This is a genomic window from Stenotrophomonas sp. LST15-1-1.1 (assembly GCF_040815575.1).
Lineage (GTDB): Bacteria > Pseudomonadota > Gammaproteobacteria > Xanthomonadales > Xanthomonadaceae > Stenotrophomonas > Stenotrophomonas lactitubi_B.
In genome coordinates this window covers 88678-109022 of record NZ_JBFPNJ010000001.1, presented here as the reverse complement: position 1 = coordinate 109022, position 20345 = coordinate 88678, and the positions used below count along the sequence as shown (strand labels likewise).

Sequence of the window (20345 nt, the reverse complement as noted above, 5' to 3'; positions counted from 1 at the left end):
CAACCACCTTTATCCCGTCGACGCAACAACCTATCGTTCTCTCCGTCGGCGGCAAGCCCGCCACCTCTCCCGAACATAGGTACTGCCATGAAGCTTCTGCACATCGACGCCAGCGTGCTTGGCGACAACTCCGTCTCCCGCCACCTGACCGCCGCCGTGGTGGCCCAGTTCAAGCAGCAGATCGACGGCCTGCAGGTTGATTATCGCGATCTTGACGCCAATCCGGTACCGCATCTGCGCAGCGGTTCGCTGGCCAAGACCGATGCCGCCGAGGCTGCCGATGCTGAACAGGTGCTCGAGCAGTTCCTGGCTGCCGACATCGTGGTGATCGGCGCGCCGATGTACAACTTCAGCGTGCCCTCCACCCTGAAGGCCTGGATCGACCGCGTGGCGGTGGCCGGGCGCACCTTCAAGTACACCGAGAACGGCCCGGTGGGCCTGGCCGGTGGCAAGCGGGTGATCGTGGTCAGCAGCCGTGGCGGCATCTACACCGATTCGCCGGCCGACTTCCAGGAGCCCTTCCTGCGCCAGACGTTCGCCTTCTGGGGCATCAACGACATCGAGTTCGTGCGTGCCGAGGGCATTGCCTATTCGCCGCAGCACCGCGAAGACGCGATTGCCGGTGCGCTGGCAGCGCTGCCGTCGCATGAGGCGGCGGAAGTGGCGGCGGCGTAATGCGTTCCAGCGTTCGGCGCCTCTCTCCCTCGTCTGGGCGCTGAACGCGGGCCGGGATTCCCTCCCCCATCCCGGCCCACCCTACCCTGGCGGCCCTGCTTTTGCGGGGCCGCTTTTTTTTGTAACCATGGCGCGATGAACTACATCGTGACGGCTGCGCACCGCAGCGAATTTCCGCACCCGATAGCCCTGCACCGTGGGCAGGCACTGGTGGTGGGCGAGCGTTATGAGGGGCCCGAGGGTTGGGAGGACTGGTTTCTGTGCGAGGCCGAGGGGCAGCAGCCGGGATTCGTGCCGGCACCGGTGATCGGTCGCGATGCGCAGGGTGGCGCGTTTGCCACGGAGGACTACTGCGCGCGGGAGCTGGATGTGGACCCGGGGCAGGCGCTGCGCGGGGTACGCACGCTCAATGGATGGGCGTGGTGCGTGCCGGCAGCTGGCGAGGCCGGTTGGGTACCGCTGGAGAAGCTGCGCTTGGTGGGTTGATGGATTGCGTCATCCACGCATGGCGTGGATCTACTGCAAAGCCCGGGCCTTCGGGTACATCGATGCCGCACCGCCTCAGTAGATCCACGCCATGCGTGGATGCAGCACCGCCTCAGTAGATCCACGCCATGCGTGGATGCCACACCGCATCAGTAGATCCACGCCATGCGTGGATGCGGTGCCGACATGGCCGGCACTCATCAAAAGGCCGCCGGGCATGGCCCGGCGCTACCGGCTGATCAGCCGATGGTTTCGATGCCGCCCATGTACGGGCGCAGGGCTTCGGGCACGGTGATGCTGCCGTCGGCGTTCTGGTAGTTCTCCATCACTGCGATCATCGCGCGGCCGACCGCCACGCCCGAGCCGTTCAGGGTGTGCGCCAGCTCCGGCTTGCCGGTGGCCGGGTTGCGCCAGCGGGCCTGCATGCGGCGGGCCTGGAAGTCGCCACAGTTCGAGCAGGAGGAAATCTCGCGGTAGGTCTCCTGCGACGGCAGCCAGACTTCCAGGTCGTAGGTCTTGATGGCCGAGAAGCCCATGTCGCCGGTGCACAGCAGCACCTTGCGGTACGGCAGGCCGAGCTTTTCCAGCACCACTTCGGCGCAGCGGGTCATGCGCTGGTGCTCGGCGTCGCTGTCTTCCGGGCGGCAGATCGAGACCAGCTCGACCTTCTCGAACTGGTGCTGGCGGATCATGCCGCGCACGTCGCGGCCGCCGCTGCCGGCTTCGGAACGGAAGCACAGCGAGTGGGCGGTCATGCGCAGCGGCAGGCGCTCGGCGTCGAGGATCTCGTCGCGGGCGATGTTGGTCAGCGAGATTTCCGAGGTCGAGATCAGGTAACGCTTCTGCTCACCCAGCTGGGTGATGAACATGTCCTCTTCGAACTTGGGCAGCTGGCCGGTGCCGTACAGGCTGTCGGCGTTGACGATCACCGGCACGTTGGTTTCCTGATACTCGTGCTCGCCGCTGTGCAGGTCGAGCATGAACTGGGCCAGGGCACGGTGCAGGCGCGCGATCGGGCCACGCAGCACGGTGAAGCGCGAGCCGGACAGCTTGGCCGCGGTCTCGCCGTCCAGCCACTTGTTGCGCGCGCCCAGTTCGACGTGGTCGAGCACCTTGAAATCGAACTGGCGCGGGGTGCCCCAGCGAGACTGCTCGACGTTCTCGCTCTCGTCGGCGCCGGCCGGCACGTCATCGGCGGGAATGTTCGGGATGCCCATCGAGATCGTGTCGATCTTCTCGCGCAGCACGTCGAGGGCCACTTCCGAGGCCTTCAGCTCATCGGCGAAGGCGGCCACCTCGGCCATGATGGCCGAAACGTCCTCGCCCTTGGCCTTGGCCTGGCCGATGGCCTTGGAGCGGCTGTTGCGCAGGCTCTGCAGTTCCTGGGTCCGCACCTGGATGCGCTTGCGATCGGCCTCCAGTGACTCCAGGGCAGACACGTCGAGCTCGAAGCCGCGGCTGGTGCGCAGGCGTTCGGCGAGGTCGGCGGGCTGGTGGCGGAGCAGGGCTGGATCAAGCATGGCGGGCGTCGTGGTGGGTAACAGGAACGGGATTATCGCCTGTTATACGGAATTCTGCCGCCCGGTTCATTCCGGCCGTGGCAGAATCAAGGCATTCCGTACTGGTCTGGTCCATGTCTGCTCCCCGTCCGTCGCCTGCCAAGTCGTTCACCGTGCATATTCCGCGCAACGCCCTGAAGATCGCCGGCATCGCCTTCGGCGTGGGCATCCTGCTGTTCGTGCTGGTCTGGCTGACCGGTCGCGACAAGGAATTCTTCCGCGCCGATCCGGCCGCGCAGACGCCGCAGGAAACCGCCCAGGTGGAACCGCTGCCCGAGCCGCTGGCCGCAGCGGCGGGTTCCAGCGACATGCCCGACGCCAAGCCGGCCCCGGTGCCGGACGAAGACGATGCGCCGAAGCTGGTGGAAACGGCCCCGCCGCCGCCCCCAGCCACGATTGAACCCGCCCCGGCCGCGCCGGGTACTGCGGCACCGGCAACTGCCAATGCGCAGCCGATGCCGATTGCCGGCCAGTCGCCGCCGCCGGCCTACCCGGCCGCCGCCCTGCGACGCGGCGAAGCCGGCAGCGTGGTGGTGCGCGTGGAGGTGGACGCCACCGGATACCCGAACAACGTGACGGTGATCCAGCGCAGCGGTTCGCGTGAACTGGACCGTGCGGCAACGGATGCGGTGCGTCGCTGGCGCTTCAGCCCGGCAGTGAGCAATGGGCAGCCGGTGCCCGGCAGCATTGAAGTGCCGTTCGACTTCAAGCCGCAGTAACTGAACGTTTCCCCGCAGAAAAGCTGAACCTTGCAGGTTGCGTTGACGCAATGCTGACACGCTGCGACGCCGCCTCGCGCAACACTCTGGGCGTCGTTACTGACGTGAGGAGTTTGCGATGACTGCCACCACCCACGAAAACCTTCATTCCCCTCAGCTGCAGCAGGATGGCGCGCTTGCGCCCCGCTCGGCCTCTCCTTGGCTGTGGCTGGCCCTGATCGTGGCGATGTTCGCCGCCGCTCTGGTCTGGCTGCGTTTCGCCAACCATGACGACGTTGCGCCTGCGCCGGTGAGCGAGCGCATGCTGCCGGCCACTGAAACGCCGGTTGCCACCATGCCTGCCCCCGCTACTCGCCAGGCCGCGCCCGCGCCGAGCGAGCGCAAGGCGGCCCCGGCTGTACGCAACCGTGAGGCGCGTCCGCTGGCCAGCAACAGCAAGCCCAGCTATCCGGCCGCCGCGCTGCGTAGTGGCGTGCAGGGCAGCGTAGTTGCCAGCTTGAACGTGGATACCCGCGGCAACGTGACCAATGCGGCGATCGTGTCGCGCAGCGGTGAACGCAGCCGCGACCTGGACCGTGCCGTGCTGAACACCTTGCAGGGCTGGAAGTTCGAGCCGGCCGTGCAGCAGGGCCGTGCCGTGGCCAGCGTGGTGCGCGTACCGGTGGATTTCCGCACCGAGCGTTGATCGTCGGTAACGCCTGAAATGGAAACGGAGGCTTCGGCCTCCGTTTTTTTCATGCGCAGAAGCATGCCAACCAAGGTTGGCATCTATCAGGCCATGTGATCCGCCAGGCCACGCCCGGCGGATGCGGTGCAGATCAGGACAGGTTGAAGCCGGCGCTGCGGGCCAGTCCGTCGAAGTCCGGGAAGGACGTTGCGACGTTGGCGATGTCGTTGATGCGTACTTCGCCATGGCTGATCTGACCCGCAATGGCGAAGGCCATCGCAATCCGATGATCGCCGTGGCTTTCAATGGTGCCACTGCCCAGCGACACGCCGCCGTGCAGGGTGGCGCCATCCTCGGTCTCGTCCACCTGCATGCCCAGCGCGCGCAGGCCGGTCGCCATCGCCGCCAGACGATCGGATTCCTTGACCCGCAGTTCGGCGGCGCCGGTCACCACGGTCTGCCCTTCAGCAGCGGCAGCAGCGACGAACAGGGCCGGGAACTCGTCGATCATGTCCGGCACCAGCTCCTCGGGAATACGCGCGCCCTTCAGCGGTGCGTAGCGCACCACCAGATCGGCCACCGGCTCGCCGCCCTGCTCTGCCGGATTCTCTTCGGTGATGTCCGCGCCCATCAGGCGCAGCGCGTGCAGTAGGCCGGTACGGCGCGGATTGAGGCCGACCTGCTTCAGGCGCAGCTCGGAGCCAGGAATGATGCTGGCTGCGACCAGGAAGAACGCGGCCGAGGAGAAGTCGGCCGGCACCACGATGTCGGTCGCGCGCAGGCGCTGGCCGCCACGCAGGCGCGCCTTGCCCGGCGAGAACGCGATGTCCACGCCGAACGCGGACAACATGCGCTCGGTGTAGTCGCGGGTCGGATGCGGTTCGGTCACGCTGGTCTCGCCGTGCGCGTAGAGGCCCGCCAGCAGCACGGCGGACTTGATCTGCGCGCTGGCCACCGGCGAGGCAAACTCGATGCCGTGCAGCGTCTGCCCGCCATGCACGTGCAGCGGCGGCGTGCCGTCCGCCTCGGTGTCGATCTTCGCGCCCATCTGTGACAGCGGGCCGGTGACGCGGCGCATCGGGCGCCCGGACAGCGATTCGTCGCCGACCAGCGTGCAGTCGAATGCCTGACCGGCCAGCAGGCCGGCCAGCAGACGCATGCCGGTGCCGGCGTTGCCGCAGTCCAGCGGCGCGCTGGGCGCCTGCAGGCCGTCGATGCCGACGCCATGCACGATGCGCTGCGACGCGCTGGGAGTTTCGATGCGCACGCCCAACTGGCTGAAGATGCGCGCGGTGGCGCGGGTGTCTTCGCCTTCCAGGAAGCCTTCGATATGCGAGGTACCATCGGCCAGCGCGGCGAACATCACCGAGCGGTGCGAGACCGACTTGTCGCCGGGAATGGTCAGGCTGCCCTGCAGGGGCTGCCCCTTGCGGGCGATCCAGTGCTGCGCGTTGCTCATCGTTGAATGGTTCCGTAAACGCCGGGTCGCCGGCGATGCATCAGGGGCGGCGGCCGCAGCCGCCGCAGCAGGGATCAGGGCACGGCCACCGGATAGGAGCCAAGCACCTTGATCTGCGCCGAGTGCGCTTCCAGTTCGGCCAGTGCGGCCTGCATCGGCGCGTCGTCGATGTGGCCGGCCAGATCGATGAAGAAGCCGTACTCCCACTTGCCGTGGTGCGAGGGACGCGACTCGATGCGGTTCATGCTGATGCCATGGCGCGCGAACGGGCTGAGCACATCGAACAGCGCGCCAGGCTTGTCATGGATGAACACCAGCACCGAGGTACGGTCGTGGCCGGAGGTCGGGAAGATGTTGCGGCCCACCACCAGGAAACGGGTGGTGTTGTCGGCATCGTTCTGGATGGGCTTGGTGACGACCTTCTTCAGGCCGTACACGTGGCCGGCGCTTTCGCCACCGATGGCTGCAGCGTCGTCGGCATTGCGCGCACGGCGCGCGCCTTCGGCGTTGCTGGCCACCGGGATCTTCTCGGCCTTGGGCAGGTTGGCGCGCATCCATGCCGAGGTCTGCATGAACGACTGTGGATGGCCGTAGACGCGTTCGATGTCTTCGATGCGGCCACTGCGCGACATCAGGTACTGCTGCACGCGCAGTTCCACTTCGCCGCAGATCTTCAGGTTGGAGGTGAGGAACATGTCCAGGGTGATCTGGATGGTGCCCTGCCCCGAGTTCTCCACCGGCACCACGCCGAAATCGGCGTTGCCCGCTTCCACTTCCTGGAACACTTCTTCGATGCTGGCCATCGGCAGGCCCAGCGCCGAGCGGCCGAAGTGCTTGAGCACGGCCTGCTGGCTGAAGGTGCCTTCCGGGCCGAGGTAGCCGATCTTCAACGGCTCCTGCTGGGCCAGGCAGGCCGACATGATTTCGCGGTAGACATGCACCAGCAGTTCGTCACTGAGCGGGCCTTCGTTGCGGTCCACCACCATGCGCAGCACCTGCGCTTCGCGTTCGGGGCGGTAGTAATCGACGGCGGCGGCGAGCTTGCCCTTGGCCTTGCCGACCTGGTGGGCGAACTGCGCGCGCTCGGCGATCAGGCTCTGGATGTCACGGTCGATCTGGTCGATCTTCGAACGCACATCGGCCAGTGCCAGTGGCGCCAGGGTCGGCACCGCGGTTGCCTTCGACTTGCCCTTGGGCTTGGAGGTGGCGCTGTCCTTGGCCGGTTCGGCCTTCTTCGACGCCTTCTTGCTGGGTTTGCTTGCCATCGGAATTCCTTGTTGCGGGGCGCGCACCCGACGATGCGCGCCGTTCATTGCTCAGCCGTGACGCTGCTGGAAATCGGCCATGAAGGCGACCAGCGCCTCGGCCCCGGCCAGCGGCATGGCGTTGTAGAGCGAAGCACGGATGCCACCGACCACCTTGTGACCCTTCAGCGCGAGCAGGCCGGCAGCCTTGGCATCGGCGACGAAGCGTGCATCGAGATCGGTGCTGGGCAGGAAGAACGGGATGTTCATCCGCGAGCGCGCCGAATGCGCGACCTCATTGCGATAGAAACCGCCGGAAGCATCGATGGCGCCGTACACCAGCGCGGCCTTGGCGGCGTTGCGCTTGGCGAACTCGACCACGCCCCCTTCGGCGAGCATCCATTTGAACACCAGGCCGGCCAGATACCAGTTCCAGGTGGGCGGTGTGTTGAGCATGGAGTCGCGGGCAACGTGCGAGCGGTAATCGAAGATGTCCGCGCGCGGCTGGCCACTGCGCTCCAGCAGGTCGCGACGGATGATCATCACCGCGACGCCGACGGGGCCAAGGTTCTTCTGCGCACCGGCATAGATCACGCCGTAGCGGCGCACATCCAGCGGCTCGCTGGCGATCGACGAGCTGAAATCGGCCACCAGCGGGACGTTGCCGGTCTCGGGCACATCACGGAACTCGACGCCGTGGATGGTCTCGTTGGCGGTGATGTGCACGTAGGCAGCATCGGGTGAAAGCTGCCAGCCGGCGCGCTCGGGCAACTGGCGATAGCCTTCGGCCTCGCTGCTGGCAGCAATGTTGACGTCCAAGTACGGGCTGGCCTGCTTGACCGCGGTCTTGCCCCAGTGGCCGGTGACCACGTAGTCCGCGCGCTGGCCGGGGCTGGCGAAGTTGAGCGGAATCAACGCCTGCTGGGTGGTGGCACCACCGGGCAGGAACAGCACCGCGTAGTCGTCGGGGATGTCGAGCAGGCGACGCAGGTCGGCCTCGGCCTCGGCGGCCACCGACATGAATTCCGGTCCGCGATGGCTCATTTCCACGATGGAGGCACCGCTACCGTGCCAGTCCAGCATTTCCGCCTGCGCCTGGCGCAGGACCGATTCCGGCAACGTCGCAGGGCCGGCACTGAAGTTGAACGCGCGCGTCATGGCACACCTGTGGGGCAAGACCCCTAGTATGCCGCACTGCACCAGCCTTGCGGCCTAGTGGCGCAAGGGAAATTTGGTTGCATCCGTATCCATTGGCCACCCGGCGGCGCATTGGAACGGGGTGTGGGCAATCGCCCGGTAGCGCCGGGCCATGCCCGGCGGATGCGGCTCAGCGCGCGCCGAACCAGAGCAGCAGGCTGAGCACGGCTGCCAGCAGCAACGCACTGCCCAGCAGCCACGGCCAGCGGCGCACCCGGCGTGGGGCCGCAGGCACCACGGGCGCCTGTTCGGCTTCGTCGTTGCCTTCGTCATCGGCCAGCGGCGGGCGACGGCGCGGGTCGTGCGGCACTTCCAGCACGAACCGGTGCTGGCCATCGAACACCACCTGGTCGCCAGCCTGCAGCCAGCAGTGTCGCACGGCAACGCCGTTGACCCGGGTGCCATCGGCACTGCCCAGGTCACGCAGCAATACCCGCTCGCCATGCACTTCCACCCGCGCGTGCTGGTCGGCGAAGGCAGGCTCGTCGATCTCGATGTCGACATCGCTGCCACGGCCGATCACCCGCGTGCGCGACAGGGGGTAGCTGCGGCCGTGATGCAGGCCACCGACACCGCGCAGCAGGCGCTGCTCGTCACCGCTGCCTTCAATGCTGGCGGCCGGCGCCGGCGCCTGCAGCAGGGTGTCGACCTCGCCCTGCAGGACCATTTCCACGCCGTCTACGTACACGGCGTCGCCGGCCCGCAGCAGGGCCATGCGCCGTACCGGGCGACCATTCACATGGATGCCGCGGATACCGTTGCCGACCTGCAGCCAGAGGCCGCGGTCGTCCATGCAGAACTGCGCGAGCAGCAGTGCGCCGTTGCCGGCATCACCGAGGCGCACGCTGCCGTTTGCCTGGCGTACGATGCGCTGCACCCCGGGCCGTAGCGGCTGGTCGGGCTGTTGTTGTTGACTGAAGTGGACTAGCAGGTTCTGCACGCGGCGCAGACTAGCAGGTTGGCCGCTCACGAAGAAGAACCTGCGATGAGCGCTTGGCGTGGGCGCTGTCGATGCGCACAATGCTCGCCCTCTCATTGATCCCCGCCCTGCGCCAGGAGTCTGCATGTCCACCATCGATGTCCGCCACGCCCACAGCCTGCCCGACACCCAGGCACGCGAAGCGATCGAACAGGTTGCCGCCAAGCTGAGTGAACGCTTCGGCCTGAAATCCTCGTGGGCCGCCGATGTGTTGAACTTCTCCGGCAGCGGCGTGGACGGAGCGATCGAACTGCAGCCGGGCGCGGTGCGGGTGACGGCCAAGCTGGGCTTCCTGCTGTCGGCGATGAAGGGCATGGTCGAAAGCGAGATCCAACGCGTGTTGAAGGAAAAGCTGGGCTGAACCTGTGCTGCGGCCATCACGGCCCAGCAACGGCGGCGCGCGCTACTCTCGGGGGTAGGCCCAACTCCCCCGGGAAGTGCGATGAACCGTTACGAGAATGACGACCGCCGCGACGACGATGCCGGCTTCGGCGACCAGGCAGAACGCTTTTCGCGCAAGCTGAGCGATTCGGCACAACAGGTCTGGCTGGCCGGACTTGGCGCCCTGGGGCGCGCGCAGGCAGAAGGAGGCCGCTTCTTCGATGGCCTGGTGAAGGAAGGCGAAGCCTGGGAAGCCCGCCGCCGTGAGCGTAGCGGCGAGCAGGAACCGGGCTGGCGTGACAACGTCGAGCACTCGCTGGACGAAGCGCGCGAGAAGGCCTCTGGAACCTGGGACAAGGTCAACAAGGCGTTCGATGACCAGGTACAGGGCGTGCTCAAGCGCCTGCACGTGCCGACCGCCGATCAGGTGACCGCGCTGGAAGCACGCATCGATGCGCTGACCGCGCGCCTGGCCAAGCTGGAACACCGTGCCTCCGCCGATGTCGATGCCCCCTCACCGGGCAGCCACCAGTCACCGGGCAGCACGCCCTGAACCGCCTTTGTTGCAACGCAATAAATTTTCGTTGACAATCGCGTAGAACCCGCCAATCGCTTCGGCTGCCGTTTGTTCCCTCCCCTCACGGCTTCAGGATTGGCGGGTTTTTCGTGTCTGGCGCGTGCGGATCTGCGGGCTGCATCACGCTTGCTGTCGGGGTCACCCTGACGCAATCAACCGGTCGGCCCTTTACACTGTGGGCTTCCGTTTTCGCCCCTTCCGTCGTCGCCCTGCATGCTTCCCTGGATTCTGGCCCTGCTGTCGGCCTTGCTTACCTGCACCCTGGCCACCGTCTATCTCTGGTGGTTCAAGCGCCGACGTACCGAAATGCAACTGGGCCTGCAGGCCCTGGCTGGCATGCACTGGCGCGAGTTTTCCACCCTGATCAAGCGCATGCTGCGCGAGCAGCGCGGCCTGCGTGAACTGCAGGACCCAAGCGAGGAAAGCCGCGAGCCGAGCAGCGATTTCCTGCTCAGCGACGGCCCGAACACCTGGCGGGTGTCGTGCAAGCACGGCCTGGCCTATCGCATCGGCACCGCTGCGGTGAACGAACTGGGCGCTGCCGCGCGACTGGCGGGCGCCAAGGGCGGCATGCTGATCACCGAAGGCCGGGTTGAGCGCGATGGTCTTGGCGCTGCGGAGAAGCAGGCGGTGGAAGTGATCGATGGTCCGCGCCTGTGGCCGCTGCTGCAGCCCTACCTGCCGGCCGATGTTGACACCCGCGTGCGCGCGATCGCCCGCCATGAAGCGCTGCGCCGCATCGCCATCGCTGCGCTGGCTTCAGTGACGCTGGGCCTGCTGGTTGGGCTTGGCCTGCAGGGCCTGCGTAGCGAACAAGCGGATCCGACTCCGGCACCCGCCGTCGCGCCTGTCGCGCCCCCGGCCGCACAGCCTTTGCCGACGCCCACCGCGCCGGACAAGGTTGCGGATGCACCTGGTCAGGCGGCTGCCGCACCCGCGCCGGCGCCGCGGAGCGCCGACGACGCGCGCAGCAATCCCAACCCCGACGCTGCCACGCTGGACCGCTACCAGGCCGAACTGGCCCGCGCGCTGGCCGGGCAATCCGGCATCGCCAGCGGCGTCTGGCTGACCCGGCAGACACTGGCGATCAACCGCACCGGCGAACTGGAAACAGTGTGGCCTCGCGTGTGCCAGGAAGTGCTTCGCTACCCTGCCCTGCGCAACGTGCGCGTGCAGCTCAACGCCCGCCCCGGCGTGGATGAGCCGGTGCGCTGGCGGCAGTGCGCGACGTATTGATCAGGCAGCATCCACGCATGGCGTGGATCTACCCGGGGTTCTCGCGCACCGCGTAATCCAAACCGGGATTCAGTAGATCCACGCCGGGCGTGTCTTCGCCCCTATCGCGCTCCGGGCGCGAAGCGGGCAACCAGATCCCAGGCATCCCCCAGGAACATCTGACGCACGCGGGTGATCGGCTGTTCGCCGCGCCAGGTCAGACGCTCGATCACCAGGCAGGCGGTACCGGGTTTCACGTCCAGCAGCTTGGCGGTGGGCGCGTCGGCACCCCAGGCGCTGATGCGGTGCTGGGCGCGTGTCCACGACACGTTCTGCAGCAGCCAGCTGCCCGGCGCGGTGGTGCCAAAGTCCACCTCCAGCACCTCGGGAACGCCGACCGGGCTGATCAGGCGATGCTCCAGCGCCAGCGGCCGGCCATCGGCCAGATGCAGGCAGCGCATCGCCAGCAGCTGTTCACTGCCCGCCAGTTCGACTTCACCGGCATTTGCTGCCTCGGCCAGGCGCAGTTCGCGCTGCAGCAGGCGGTAGCCGTACTGATGCCCGCGCGAGCCGACCTCCATGGCGATGTCCGGGATCTCCAGCGCCACCTGCTCCAGGTGCGGTGGCTGCCGGGCCACGAACGAACCCGCCCGGCGGCGGCGCTCGATCATGCCGCTCTCGGCCAGCGCGGTCAGCACCTTGTTCACCGTCATCCGCGAGCAACCGTACTGCTCCATCAGCTCGTGCTCGTACGGAATACGGAAGCCCGGCGCCCACTCCCCGCTGAGGATGCGGCTTTCCAGATCGCTGCGGATGCGCTGGTTGAGCGTGGCGGACTTGCTGGCCTTCACGTAGTGGGGTCTCGATGGTGGGAGGCGATCAGCCCAGCACGCCACGCAGGGCAGCGGCGAAGGCGGTGGTGATGGCCTCCCGCTGCAGGTGGCGGCCCTCGGCCACGCACTGGCGGCCATGGCGCCAGACCGATCGCAGCGCGCCATTACGTGCGGCGAACACCCAGCTGTCAAGCCATGCGTCACCCTGTCGCGCCTGCAGCGCGGGGTGCGCGGCATCCAGTTCAACCATGTCTGCGCTGGCGCCCACCTGCAGGCCAGCAGCCACGCCCAGCGCCTGTGCACCGCCCTGCAGTGCCCCATCAAACAGGAAGCGCCCGGTGCTGCGGCCGGCATCGGGGGCCAGTACGTTGCGACCCCGCAGGATCAGGCGCTGGCCGTATTCCAGCAGGCGCAGCTCTTCTGCGGCATCGATCAGCACGTTGGAATCGGAGCCGACACCGAAGCGCCCGCCCTCGCGCGCGAAGGCCTGCATCGGGAACAGCCCGTCGCCCAGATTGGCCTCGGTGATCGGACACAGACCGGCCACGGCCTTGCTGGCGACCATCTGCGCACGCTCGTCGTCGGTGATGTGGGTGGCGTGTACCAGGCACCAACGCGCATCGACCGGGGCATGTTCGTACAGCCACTGCACCGGGCGCATGCCGCTCCATGCCAGGCAGGCCGCGACCTCGCGCACCTGCTCGGCGATATGGATGTGTACCGGGCCATCAGTCAGCGGCAGCAGCGCGCTCAGCTCGTCGCCGGTCACCGCGCGCAGGCTGTGCGGGGCGATGCCGAGCACCGCATCGGGCAGCGTGGCCAGCGCGGTACGGGCGCCTTCGAGCAGCTGCGCGAACCCGTCCACGTCATGGATGAGGCGGCGCTGTGCCGGGTTCGGCGGCGCGCCACCGAAATCGGCGTGGGCATAGAACACCGGCAGCAACGTCAGGCCGATGCCGGTCTGCTCGGCTGCAGCAGCAATCTGCACGCTCATCTCGGCGCGATTGGCGTAGGGGCGGCCATCGGCATCGTGGTGCAGGTAGTGGAATTCGCCGACGCGGGTGAAGCCGCTTTCCAGCATCTCCATGTAGGCCTGGGCGGCGATGGCCTGCACTGCGTCCGGACGCAGATGGGCCAGGAAGCGGTACATCAGTTCGCGCCAGCTCCAGAAGCTGTCGCCGTCGCCGCCACCAATCTCGGTCAGCCCCGCCATGCCCCGCTGGAAGGCGTGGCTGTGCAGGTTCGGCAGGCCCGGCACCAGGATGTCCACGCGGGTGTCGCCCTGCTGCGCAGCCTGCCCACGCGTGACCGCGGCGATGCGCCCTTCCTGCACCTGCAGGCGGACATCGGCGGCCCAGCCGTCGGCCAACAGGGCATGGGCGGCATGGAAGGAGTGCGGGGAACGCGAATCGGACATGGCTGGACAACCCGAATTGGACGCCTATATTGTATAGACATATAAGCACAGCCGCGTTGTGGATGCCATGCACGTCGATACCCTCTGGTCCAACGTCCACCTGATGACCCTCGATGGCGAGGGGCTGGGTGTCCTGCACGATGCAGTACTGGCCGCCACCGATGGCCGCATCGTGCATGTCGGCCCCGCCGGCAGCGATGCCCACCTGCAGCCGACCACCCGCATCGACGGCGAAGGCCGCTGGATGTCGCCGGGCCTGATCGACTGCCACACCCACCTGGTCTACGCCGGCAACCGCGCCAACGAATTCGAGCAGCGCCTGCAGGGTGTGAGCTATGCCGAGATCGCCCGTGCCGGCGGCGGCATTGTCTCCACCGTACGCGCCACCCGCGCCGCCTCGCCAGAGCAGTTGGCACGCGAGAGCCGCCCTCGCCTGCTGGCGATGCGTGCCGAAGGCGTGACCACCATCGAAATCAAATCCGGCTACGGCCTGACCCTGCAGGACGAGCGCAAGCAGCTGCAGGTGGCCCGCGCGCTGGGCGAAGAATGCCGGGTAAACGTAGTGCCGACCTTCCTGGGGGCGCACGCGGTGCCGCCGGGCCGCGAGGCGCAGGAATACACCGACGAGGTGTGCGAGGTGATGATCCCCGCCATCGCTGCCGAAGGCCTGGCCGAAGCCGTGGACATCTTCTGCGAGAACATTGCGTTCTCGCCGGCACAGGCACGCCAGGTCTTCGAAACCGCGCGCGCGCACGGGCTGGCGATCAAGATCCACGCCGAACAGCTGAGCAACCAGCATGGCGCCGAACTGGCGGCCGGTTTCGGTGCGCTGTCGGCCGACCATATCGAACACCTGGACGACGCCGGCATTGCCGCGATGGCCGCCGCCGGCACCGTCGCCGTGCTGCTGCCCGGCGCGTTCTATTTCACCCGCGATACCACCCTGCCGCCGATCGCTGCGCTGCGCGCGGCCGGCGTACCGCTGGCGCTGGCCACCGACAGCAACCCGGGCACCTCGCCGCTGACCAGCCCGCTGCTGGCGATGAACATGGGCGCCACCCTGTTCCGCCTGACCGTGGACGAATGCATCGCCGGCTTCACCCGTGAAGCGGCACGCGCGCTGGGCCATGGCGAGCGCATCGGCCGCCTGGCCGTCGGCATGGACTGCGACCTGGCGATCTGGGACATCGACGCGCCCGCCGACCTGGTCTATCGCATTGGATTCAACCCGCTGCACGCGCGCGTGATGCGCGGACAGCCCGACCTGCCTGCCTCCTGGAGCAACACATGAGCAACACCCTGGTTCTTCGCCCCGGCCATGTCACCCTCGCCCAGTGGCGGCAGGCGTATCGCGGTGCGCCGCTGTCGCTCGACCCGGCGGCATTGCCGGCGGTGCGCGCCAGCGCTGCAACGGTGGCTGCCATCGTCGCCAAGGGCGCACCGGTGTATGGCATCAACACCGGTTTCGGCAAGCTGGCCAGCGTGCGCATCGAGCGCGAGGACTTGGCCACCCTGCAGCGGAACATCGTGCTTTCGCATGCCGCGGGCGTGGGCGAGCCGATGCCGGTGAATGTGGTGCGACTGATGATGGCGCTGAAGCTGGTCAGCCTGGCCCAGGGTGCTTCCGGCGTGCGCGAGGAAACGCTGCTGCTGCTGGAAGCCATGCTGGTGAAAGGCGTGCTGCCGGTGGTGCCGGCGCAGGGCTCGGTCGGTGCTTCGGGCGACCTGGCGCCGCTCTCGCACCTGGCCAGCGTGATGATCGGCGTCGGCGAGGCCTTCGTCGGCAATGAGCGCCTGCCTGCCGTGGACGCACTGGCACGCGCCGGCCTGCAGCCGGTGGAACTGGGCGCGAAGGAAGGCCTGGCCCTGCTCAACGGCACCCAGTTCTCCACCGCGTACGCACTGGCCGGCTTGTTTGAAATCGAAACCGTGTTCCAGGCCGCGCTGGTCACCGGCGCGCTGTCGGTGGAAGCAGCCAAGGGCTCGGATACGCCGTTCGATCCGCGCATCCATGCCCTTCGCGGCCAGCGCGGGCAGATCGCCACCGCCGCCACCCTGCGTAGGCTGATGCAGGACTCGGGTATCCGCGAATCGCACCGCGACAACGACGTGCGCGTGCAGGATCCCTACTGCCTGCGCTGCCAGCCGCAGGTGATGGGCGCGGCGCTGGACATCCTGCGCCAGGCCGCGACCACGCTGGAAATCGAAGCCAACGGCGTGTCCGACAATCCGCTGGTGTTTACCGAAACCGGTGAGGCGCTGTCCGGCGGCAACTTCCACGCCGAGCCGGTGGCCTTTGCCGCCGACATGCTGGCGATGGCGGTGTGCGAGATCGGCTCGATCAGCGAGCGCCGCCTGGCGATGCTGGTCGACCCGGCGCTGTCCGGCCTGCCAGCCTTCCTGACCCCGCGCCCCGGGTTGAATTCCGGCTTCATGATTCCGCAGGTGACTGCCGCTGCGCTGGTCTCGGAGAACAAGCAGCGCGCCTATCCGGCCAGTGTCGATTCGATCCCGACCTCGGCCAACCAGGAAGACCATGTGTCGATGGCCGCGCACGGCGCACGCCGCCTGATGCAGATGGCCGAGAACGCGGCCAACGTGATCGGCATCGAGCTGCTGGCCGCCGCGCAGGGCTGCGACTTCCATGCGCCGCTGCGCTCCAGCGCCGCGCTGGAAAACGTGCGCGCCACGCTGCGCGCACAGGTGCCGACGCTGGAAGAAGATCGCTACTTCCACCCGGACATGGTGATCGCGACCGATCTGGTCCGCAGCGGCGCACTGGCCGAGGGCCTGGTAGAGCTGCTGCCCACGGTGGAACCGCAGGCATGAGCGGCCATCCCGATTGGCTGACCGTGCACGAGGGCGATGCCCCGCTGATCGTCAGCTTCCCGCACACCGGCAGCGAACTGCCGCATGACCTGATCGGCGATTTCCATTCGCCGTGGTTGGCGCGTCGCGATGCAGACTGGTGGGTGCATGAGCTGTACGACTTCGCACGCGGCATGGGCGCGACCACCGTGCGCTCGGCCATCTCGCGCTCGGTGATCGATCTCAACCGCGATCCCAGCGGCGTGTCGTTGTACCCGGGCCAGAACACCACCGGCCTGTGCCCGCTGACCACCTTCGACAACCAGCCGCTGTACCACGCAGGTCGCGAACCGGACGACGCAGAAATTGCCCGGCGCCGCGACACCTATTTCGCGCCGTACCACGACGCCCTCGCCAAGCAGATCGCACGCCTGCGTGCACGCCACGGCACCGTGGTGGTGTACGACGCGCATTCGATCCGCTCGCACATCCCGCATCTGTTCGATGGCGAGCTGCCGCAGTTCAACCTCGGCACTGCCGGGCCGTCCGGTGCACCGGACACGTCGTGCGACAACGCGTTGAGCGATGTGGTGGAAAACCTGCTGAAGATCAGCGGCATGAGCCAAGTGCGCAATGGCCGCTTCAAGGGCGGCTGGATCACCCGCCACTACAGCAGCATCGCCGGTGGCGTGCACAGCCTGCAGATGGAACTGGCCTGCCGCGGTTACATGCACGAGCCGCTACCCGACCAGGTGGACGAGCACAGCTGGCCCACCCCACTCGACCCCGACCACGCCGCACCGCTGCGCCACACCCTGGCGCAGGTGCTCAACGCCTGCCTTGAATTCGCTACGAACCGGAGCGCCGCATGACCCGCAACGACCCGTCCCGCACCATCGCCGCCCCGACCGGCACCACGCTCAACGCAAAGAGCTGGCTGACCGAAGCGCCGCTGCGCATGCTGATGAACAACCTGCACCCGGACGTGGCCGAGCGGCCGCAGGAGCTGGTGGTATACGGCGGCATCGGCCGTGCCGCACGCGACTGGGAGAGCTTCGATGCCATCGTCGAAACCCTCAAGCGCCTGGACGACGACCAGACCCTGCTGGTGCAGTCGGGCAAGCCGGTGGGCGTGTTCCGCACCCATGCCGATGCACCGCGCGTGCTGATCGCCAATTCCAACCTGGTACCACGCTGGGCCAACTGGGACCACTTCAACGAGCTGGATAAGAAAGGGCTGGCGATGTATGGCCAGATGACGGCCGGCAGCTGGATCTACATCGGCGCGCAGGGCATCGTGCAGGGCACCTACGAAACCTTCGTGGAAATGGGCCGCCAGCACTACAACGGCAGCCTGGCCGGCAAGTGGCTGTTCACCGGCGGGCTGGGTGGCATGGGTGGCGCGCAGCCGCTGGCCGCGGTGATGGCCGGCGCCTCGTGCCTGGCGGTGGAATGCCGCAAGAGCAGCATCGAAATGCGCTTGCGTACCGGCTACCTGGATACCTGGACCGACGATCTGAATGAGGCGCTGCGCCTGATCGAAGAATCGTGCACCGCCAAAAAGCCGCTGTCGGTCGGCCTGCTCGGCAATGTTGCCGACGTGCTGGACGAACTGCTGATCCGCGGCGTGAAGCCGGACCTGCTGACCGACCAGACTTCCGCGCACGACCCGGTCAACGGCTACCTGCCGCAGGGCTGGACGGTGGAAGAATGGGATGCCAAGCGCGTAACCGCACCGAAGGAAGTGGAAAAGGCCGCGCGTGCGTCGATGGCCAACCACATCCGCGCCATGCTCGGTTTCCACTCACTGGGCGTGCCGACCGTGGACTACGGCAACAACCTGCGGCAGATGGCGCTGGAAGAAGGTGTCGAGGATGCGTTCGATTTCCCGGGTTTCGTGCCGGCCTACATCCGGCCGCTGTTCTGCCGTGGCATCGGCCCGTTCCGTTGGGCGGCGCTGAGCGGCGACCCGGAAGACATCGCCAAGACCGATGCCAAGGTGAAGGAGCTGATTCCGGACAACCCGCACCTGCACCGCTGGCTGGACATGGCCGCCGAGAAGATCAAGTTCCAGGGCCTGCCGGCGCGCATCTGCTGGGTCGGTCTGGGCGATCGTGATCGACTGGGCCTGGCCTTCAACGAGATGGTGGCCAACGGTGAACTGAAGGCGCCAGTGGTCATCGGTCGCGACCATCTGGACAGCGGCAGCGTGGCCTCGCCGAACCGCGAAACCGAAGCGATGGCCGACGGCTCCGATGCTGTGTCCGACTGGCCGCTGCTGAATGCCCTGCTCAACACCGCCAGTGGCGCGACGTGGGTGTCACTGCACCATGGCGGCGGCGTGGGTATGGGCTTCTCGCAGCACGCCGGCATGGTGATCGTCTGCGATGGCACTGAAGCGGCGGCCAAGCGCATTGCACGCGTGCTGTGGAATGACCCGGCCACCGGCGTGATGCGCCATGCCGATGCGGGGTATGAGATCGCGATTGAGTGCGCGAAGGAGAAGGGGTTGGATCTGCCGGGAATCCTGGGCTGATCGAGTGTCGCCGGGCGTGGCCCGGTGCTACGTTGAACGTGTGGTAGTGCCGGCCGCTGGCCGGCACCACCTGATGCTGGGACGCCCTGGTAGACGCCGACCTTGGTCGGCGCTCGCACCGCTACATCAGTGCCGAGGCGACCACCGATGCCTTTGCTCGAGTACTGTCCGACGCATCATCCTTCAGCGCTTCGATCAAGGAGATGACTTCTGCTGCGCCTTTGGTTGAGGCTTCATTCTTCAGGCAGGCAATCAACCTATCTCCGTATGGATCACTATTCAGCAATCTGCAGATGAACGTCTCCAACCATTCTGGTGCCACGGTACGCATGTACGGAGCTGATTGGACAAGCGCGGAAACCATCCTGTCGCCGTCGCTGTCCTCGACAAGATGAAGCAGCCCCCACATGACTTCTTCATGCGGAGTGTCATCGGCGAACATCGAGAAGAGGACTCCCAGCTCCCGACTGGAGAACTCCAGGCCTGACAGCGCCTGAACCGTCCGGTCAAATACCGCAACATCCTCAGAAGTGAGCATTCGCGAGGCCCGTAAAAGCTTCTCCAGAAGTTGGTCTTTCATCACAGCTTCGTTGGCGGAACCTGGCATTACTTGCACCGGTGCATCAGCGGAGTGATATCCGATTGTACGCACGCACCCTGGTAACGGTGGCATTGGCACCAAGAACCGCCAAGTATGACCAGCGTTACCGACCGAACTCTTTGGAGCCGTCCAACTGCTCGGCTCAGTTATCCCCGCTGCACGACGCCTGACCCAAAGGCAGCCGAGCATGGGCTCGGCTCTACATGATTGGGGCCTTCGGATCACTTCCGGGCCAGCGGCTTCACATTGTTCGCATAGCGTGGAAACGCAAGCGCGGCGAACTCCCTCAGCATGTGCAGGTGCGGCTGAAGCTTGAGCCTGCGCAAGTTGCCAATTGCGACTTCACCGCCGCAAACCAGCACTGGCTCAAATCCATACATCTCATCTGCCATCAAGTGCCCGCAAGTGCTCACAACCCTGTCGAAAGACAGCTCTTCGGCCCCACCCATCAGATCAAAGTCGTCAAGCTCCGCGCAAGCGAAGAATGCCTTGATGCCACCATTCTGCCGTGCGAGAGACTTGGGTCTCAAACAGTTCTGAAGAGCAAATACTTCACTGCGGATCGGATCGATACTCACGCCAGCGCCGGATGCTTCGCCGAACTTGCTCCCATCGATCGTCCTCTGGCAATTCTGGATCTCGAACAGATCTCCAGGGACGGCGACGAGGATGATGTCCTGAAGGCGGTGGCCCAGTCCGTCCTGGTTGCATCTCCCGCAAAGGAAGATGGATGGCGAAAGCCGGAATACGATTTCTCACGATTCATCGCGGATTGCGCAATAGCGGATGGCTTCCACGCAATCCGTTACGGTTCGACCCGGGAGGCCGAGGGAGGCAATGTTGTTTTCCTCTCTCCGCCCGCCGACATCTCTGGTCTTGTACGATTGGCCTCAGTCAGGACATTGATCCGCAAATGACCTGAACATGCACCATTACAGCGCCGATCAAGCAGCATCACGCTCAGGAAGTCAGGCCACCCGAATGAATCGACG

Annotated in this window: 21 protein-coding genes; 12 read left to right on the top strand and 9 right to left on the bottom strand. The window is 66.7% G+C overall.

Annotation, left to right across the window (positions count from 1 at the left end; genetic code table 11):
* The first annotated feature begins 87 nt into the window (after window positions 1–87).
* On the top strand, window positions 88–675 hold the full coding sequence (locus tag MRBLST15_RS00495; RefSeq protein WP_367784605.1) for an FMN-dependent NADH-azoreductase: 588 nt from the start codon (window positions 88–90) through the stop codon (window positions 673–675).
* Between the two features lie 135 nt (window positions 676–810).
* The gene (locus MRBLST15_RS00490; protein ID WP_367784603.1) at window positions 811–1161 is read left to right on the top strand and encodes a ligand-binding protein SH3; all 351 of its coding nucleotides are present in this window, start codon (window positions 811–813) and stop codon (window positions 1159–1161) included.
* 239 nt (window positions 1162–1400) lie between these two features.
* On the opposite strand, the gene serS is transcribed toward MRBLST15_RS00490, so the two are convergent.
* Window positions 1401–2681 (bottom strand): serine--tRNA ligase, encoded by a 1281-nt coding sequence (gene serS / locus MRBLST15_RS00485; RefSeq protein WP_108266847.1) that lies wholly within the window; start codon window positions 2679–2681, stop codon window positions 1401–1403.
* Between the two features lie 113 nt (window positions 2682–2794).
* Between serS and MRBLST15_RS00480 the strand changes: the two genes are divergently transcribed.
* Window positions 2795–3439, top strand: a complete 645-nt coding sequence (locus tag MRBLST15_RS00480) for an energy transducer TonB (protein WP_180166508.1) — start codon at window positions 2795–2797, stop codon at window positions 3437–3439.
* Between the two features lie 118 nt (window positions 3440–3557).
* Window positions 3558–4124: an energy transducer TonB gene (locus tag MRBLST15_RS00475; protein ID WP_367784600.1), complete on the top strand. Its 567-nt coding sequence runs from the start codon at window positions 3558–3560 to the stop codon at window positions 4122–4124.
* A gap of 133 nt (window positions 4125–4257) precedes the next feature.
* Here MRBLST15_RS00475 and aroA read toward each other — a convergent pair whose 3' ends face one another.
* The 4 genes from aroA to MRBLST15_RS00455 form a co-directional block, all read right to left on the bottom strand.
* Window positions 4258–5565, bottom strand: a complete 1308-nt coding sequence (gene aroA, locus MRBLST15_RS00470; RefSeq protein ID WP_367784598.1) for a 3-phosphoshikimate 1-carboxyvinyltransferase — start codon at window positions 5563–5565, stop codon at window positions 4258–4260.
* A gap of 74 nt (window positions 5566–5639) precedes the next feature.
* Window positions 5640–6830, bottom strand: a complete 1191-nt coding sequence (gene pheA / locus MRBLST15_RS00465) for a prephenate dehydratase (protein ID WP_025878757.1) — start codon at window positions 6828–6830, stop codon at window positions 5640–5642.
* Window positions 6831–6881: 51 nt separating this feature from the next.
* On the bottom strand, window positions 6882–7967 hold the full coding sequence (gene serC, locus MRBLST15_RS00460) for a 3-phosphoserine/phosphohydroxythreonine transaminase (protein ID WP_367784596.1): 1086 nt from the start codon (window positions 7965–7967) through the stop codon (window positions 6882–6884).
* Window positions 7968–8136: 169 nt separating this feature from the next.
* A complete protein-coding gene (locus MRBLST15_RS00455) occupies window positions 8137–8946 on the bottom strand; it encodes an FHA domain-containing protein (RefSeq protein ID WP_265951306.1) in 810 nt (269 codons plus the stop codon).
* A 124-nt stretch (window positions 8947–9070) separates the two neighbouring features.
* Between MRBLST15_RS00455 and MRBLST15_RS00450 the strand changes: the two genes are divergently transcribed.
* From MRBLST15_RS00450 to MRBLST15_RS00440, 3 genes are all read left to right on the top strand, one after another.
* Window positions 9071–9346 carry a polyhydroxyalkanoic acid system family protein gene (locus MRBLST15_RS00450; RefSeq protein ID WP_236510410.1) on the top strand — a complete coding sequence of 92 codons (276 nt, stop codon included), beginning with the start codon at window positions 9071–9073 and terminating at the stop codon, window positions 9344–9346.
* 81 nt (window positions 9347–9427) lie between these two features.
* Window positions 9428–9919 (top strand): phasin family protein, encoded by a 492-nt coding sequence (locus MRBLST15_RS00445; RefSeq protein WP_099820722.1) that lies wholly within the window; start codon window positions 9428–9430, stop codon window positions 9917–9919.
* 237 nt (window positions 9920–10156) lie between these two features.
* Window positions 10157–11179 (top strand): restriction endonuclease, encoded by a 1023-nt coding sequence (locus MRBLST15_RS00440; protein WP_367784594.1) that lies wholly within the window; start codon window positions 10157–10159, stop codon window positions 11177–11179.
* Window positions 11180–11280: 101 nt separating this feature from the next.
* Here the strand turns inward: MRBLST15_RS00440 and hutC are convergent, their stop codons facing one another.
* Window positions 11281–12009, bottom strand: coding sequence for a histidine utilization repressor (gene hutC, locus MRBLST15_RS00435; RefSeq protein ID WP_367784592.1), 729 nt, complete (start codon window positions 12007–12009; stop codon window positions 11281–11283).
* A 28-nt stretch (window positions 12010–12037) separates the two neighbouring features.
* Complete coding sequence (locus MRBLST15_RS00430) at window positions 12038–13408, bottom strand: formimidoylglutamate deiminase (protein WP_367784590.1); 1371 nt, start codon at window positions 13406–13408, stop codon at window positions 12038–12040.
* Window positions 13409–13475: 67 nt separating this feature from the next.
* On the opposite strand from MRBLST15_RS00430, the gene hutI reads away from it, so the two are divergent.
* From hutI to hutU, 4 genes are read left to right on the top strand one after another with little or no spacing between them, the layout of a single operon-like run.
* Window positions 13476–14699: an imidazolonepropionase gene (hutI, locus tag MRBLST15_RS00425; protein ID WP_367784588.1), complete on the top strand. Its 1224-nt coding sequence runs from the start codon at window positions 13476–13478 to the stop codon at window positions 14697–14699.
* Window positions 14696–16237: a histidine ammonia-lyase gene (gene hutH / locus MRBLST15_RS00420; RefSeq protein ID WP_367784586.1), complete on the top strand. Its 1542-nt coding sequence runs from the start codon at window positions 14696–14698 to the stop codon at window positions 16235–16237. Before hutI ends, hutH begins: the two co-directional genes overlap by 4 nt.
* Window positions 16234–17088: an N-formylglutamate deformylase gene (gene hutG / locus MRBLST15_RS00415; protein ID WP_108266867.1), complete on the top strand. Its 855-nt coding sequence runs from the start codon at window positions 16234–16236 to the stop codon at window positions 17086–17088. Before hutH ends, hutG begins: the two co-directional genes overlap by 4 nt.
* Window positions 17085–18752, top strand: a complete 1668-nt coding sequence (gene hutU, locus MRBLST15_RS00410; RefSeq protein ID WP_367784584.1) for a urocanate hydratase — start codon at window positions 17085–17087, stop codon at window positions 18750–18752. Before hutG ends, hutU begins: the two co-directional genes overlap by 4 nt.
* A 121-nt stretch (window positions 18753–18873) precedes the next feature.
* On the opposite strand, the gene MRBLST15_RS00405 is transcribed toward hutU, so the two are convergent.
* Together MRBLST15_RS00405 and MRBLST15_RS00400 are read right to left on the bottom strand one after the other, a co-directional pair.
* On the bottom strand, window positions 18874–19332 hold the full coding sequence (locus MRBLST15_RS00405; protein ID WP_367784582.1) for an Imm30 family immunity protein: 459 nt from the start codon (window positions 19330–19332) through the stop codon (window positions 18874–18876).
* Between the two features lie 242 nt (window positions 19333–19574).
* On the bottom strand, window positions 19575–19802 hold the full coding sequence (locus MRBLST15_RS00400) for a T6SS immunity protein Tdi1 domain-containing protein (RefSeq protein ID WP_318263630.1): 228 nt from the start codon (window positions 19800–19802) through the stop codon (window positions 19575–19577).
* Between MRBLST15_RS00400 and MRBLST15_RS00395 the strand changes: the two genes are divergently transcribed.
* Window positions 19749–20270, top strand: coding sequence for an RES family NAD+ phosphorylase (locus MRBLST15_RS00395; RefSeq protein ID WP_367784579.1), 522 nt, complete (start codon window positions 19749–19751; stop codon window positions 20268–20270). The two genes, MRBLST15_RS00400 and MRBLST15_RS00395, sit on opposite strands and share 54 nt — an antisense overlap.
* Window positions 20271–20345 lie beyond the last annotated feature (75 nt).

What these genes read in the sequence shown, in the direction of transcription:
- MRBLST15_RS00495 (WP_367784605.1), top strand. Translation starts at nt 88, where the DNA reads ATGAAGCTTCTGCACATCGACGCCAGCGTGCTTGGCGACAACTCCGTC.
- MRBLST15_RS00490 (WP_367784603.1), top strand. Translation starts at nt 811, where the DNA reads ATGAACTACATCGTGACGGCTGCGCACCGCAGCGAATTTCCGCACCCG.
- serS (WP_108266847.1), bottom strand. Translation starts at nt 2,681, where the DNA reads ATGCTTGATCCAGCCCTGCTCCGCCACCAGCCCGCCGACCTCGCCGAA.
- MRBLST15_RS00480 (WP_180166508.1), top strand. Translation starts at nt 2,795, where the DNA reads ATGTCTGCTCCCCGTCCGTCGCCTGCCAAGTCGTTCACCGTGCATATT.
- MRBLST15_RS00475 (WP_367784600.1), top strand. Translation starts at nt 3,558, where the DNA reads ATGACTGCCACCACCCACGAAAACCTTCATTCCCCTCAGCTGCAGCAG.
- aroA (WP_367784598.1), bottom strand. Translation starts at nt 5,565, where the DNA reads ATGAGCAACGCGCAGCACTGGATCGCCCGCAAGGGGCAGCCCCTGCAG.
- pheA (WP_025878757.1), bottom strand. Translation starts at nt 6,830, where the DNA reads ATGGCAAGCAAACCCAGCAAGAAGGCGTCGAAGAAGGCCGAACCGGCC.
- serC (WP_367784596.1), bottom strand. Translation starts at nt 7,967, where the DNA reads ATGACGCGCGCGTTCAACTTCAGTGCCGGCCCTGCGACGTTGCCGGAA.
- MRBLST15_RS00450 (WP_236510410.1), top strand. Translation starts at nt 9,071, where the DNA reads ATGTCCACCATCGATGTCCGCCACGCCCACAGCCTGCCCGACACCCAG.
- MRBLST15_RS00445 (WP_099820722.1), top strand. Translation starts at nt 9,428, where the DNA reads ATGAACCGTTACGAGAATGACGACCGCCGCGACGACGATGCCGGCTTC.
- MRBLST15_RS00440 (WP_367784594.1), top strand. Translation starts at nt 10,157, where the DNA reads ATGCTTCCCTGGATTCTGGCCCTGCTGTCGGCCTTGCTTACCTGCACC.
- MRBLST15_RS00430 (WP_367784590.1), bottom strand. Translation starts at nt 13,408, where the DNA reads ATGTCCGATTCGCGTTCCCCGCACTCCTTCCATGCCGCCCATGCCCTG.
- hutI (WP_367784588.1), top strand. Translation starts at nt 13,476, where the DNA reads ATGCACGTCGATACCCTCTGGTCCAACGTCCACCTGATGACCCTCGAT.
- hutH (WP_367784586.1), top strand. Translation starts at nt 14,696, where the DNA reads ATGAGCAACACCCTGGTTCTTCGCCCCGGCCATGTCACCCTCGCCCAG.
- hutG (WP_108266867.1), top strand. Translation starts at nt 16,234, where the DNA reads ATGAGCGGCCATCCCGATTGGCTGACCGTGCACGAGGGCGATGCCCCG.
- hutU (WP_367784584.1), top strand. Translation starts at nt 17,085, where the DNA reads ATGACCCGCAACGACCCGTCCCGCACCATCGCCGCCCCGACCGGCACC.
- MRBLST15_RS00405 (WP_367784582.1), bottom strand. Translation starts at nt 19,332, where the DNA reads ATGAAAGACCAACTTCTGGAGAAGCTTTTACGGGCCTCGCGAATGCTC.
- MRBLST15_RS00400 (WP_318263630.1), bottom strand. Translation starts at nt 19,802, where the DNA reads ATGGGTGGGGCCGAAGAGCTGTCTTTCGACAGGGTTGTGAGCACTTGC.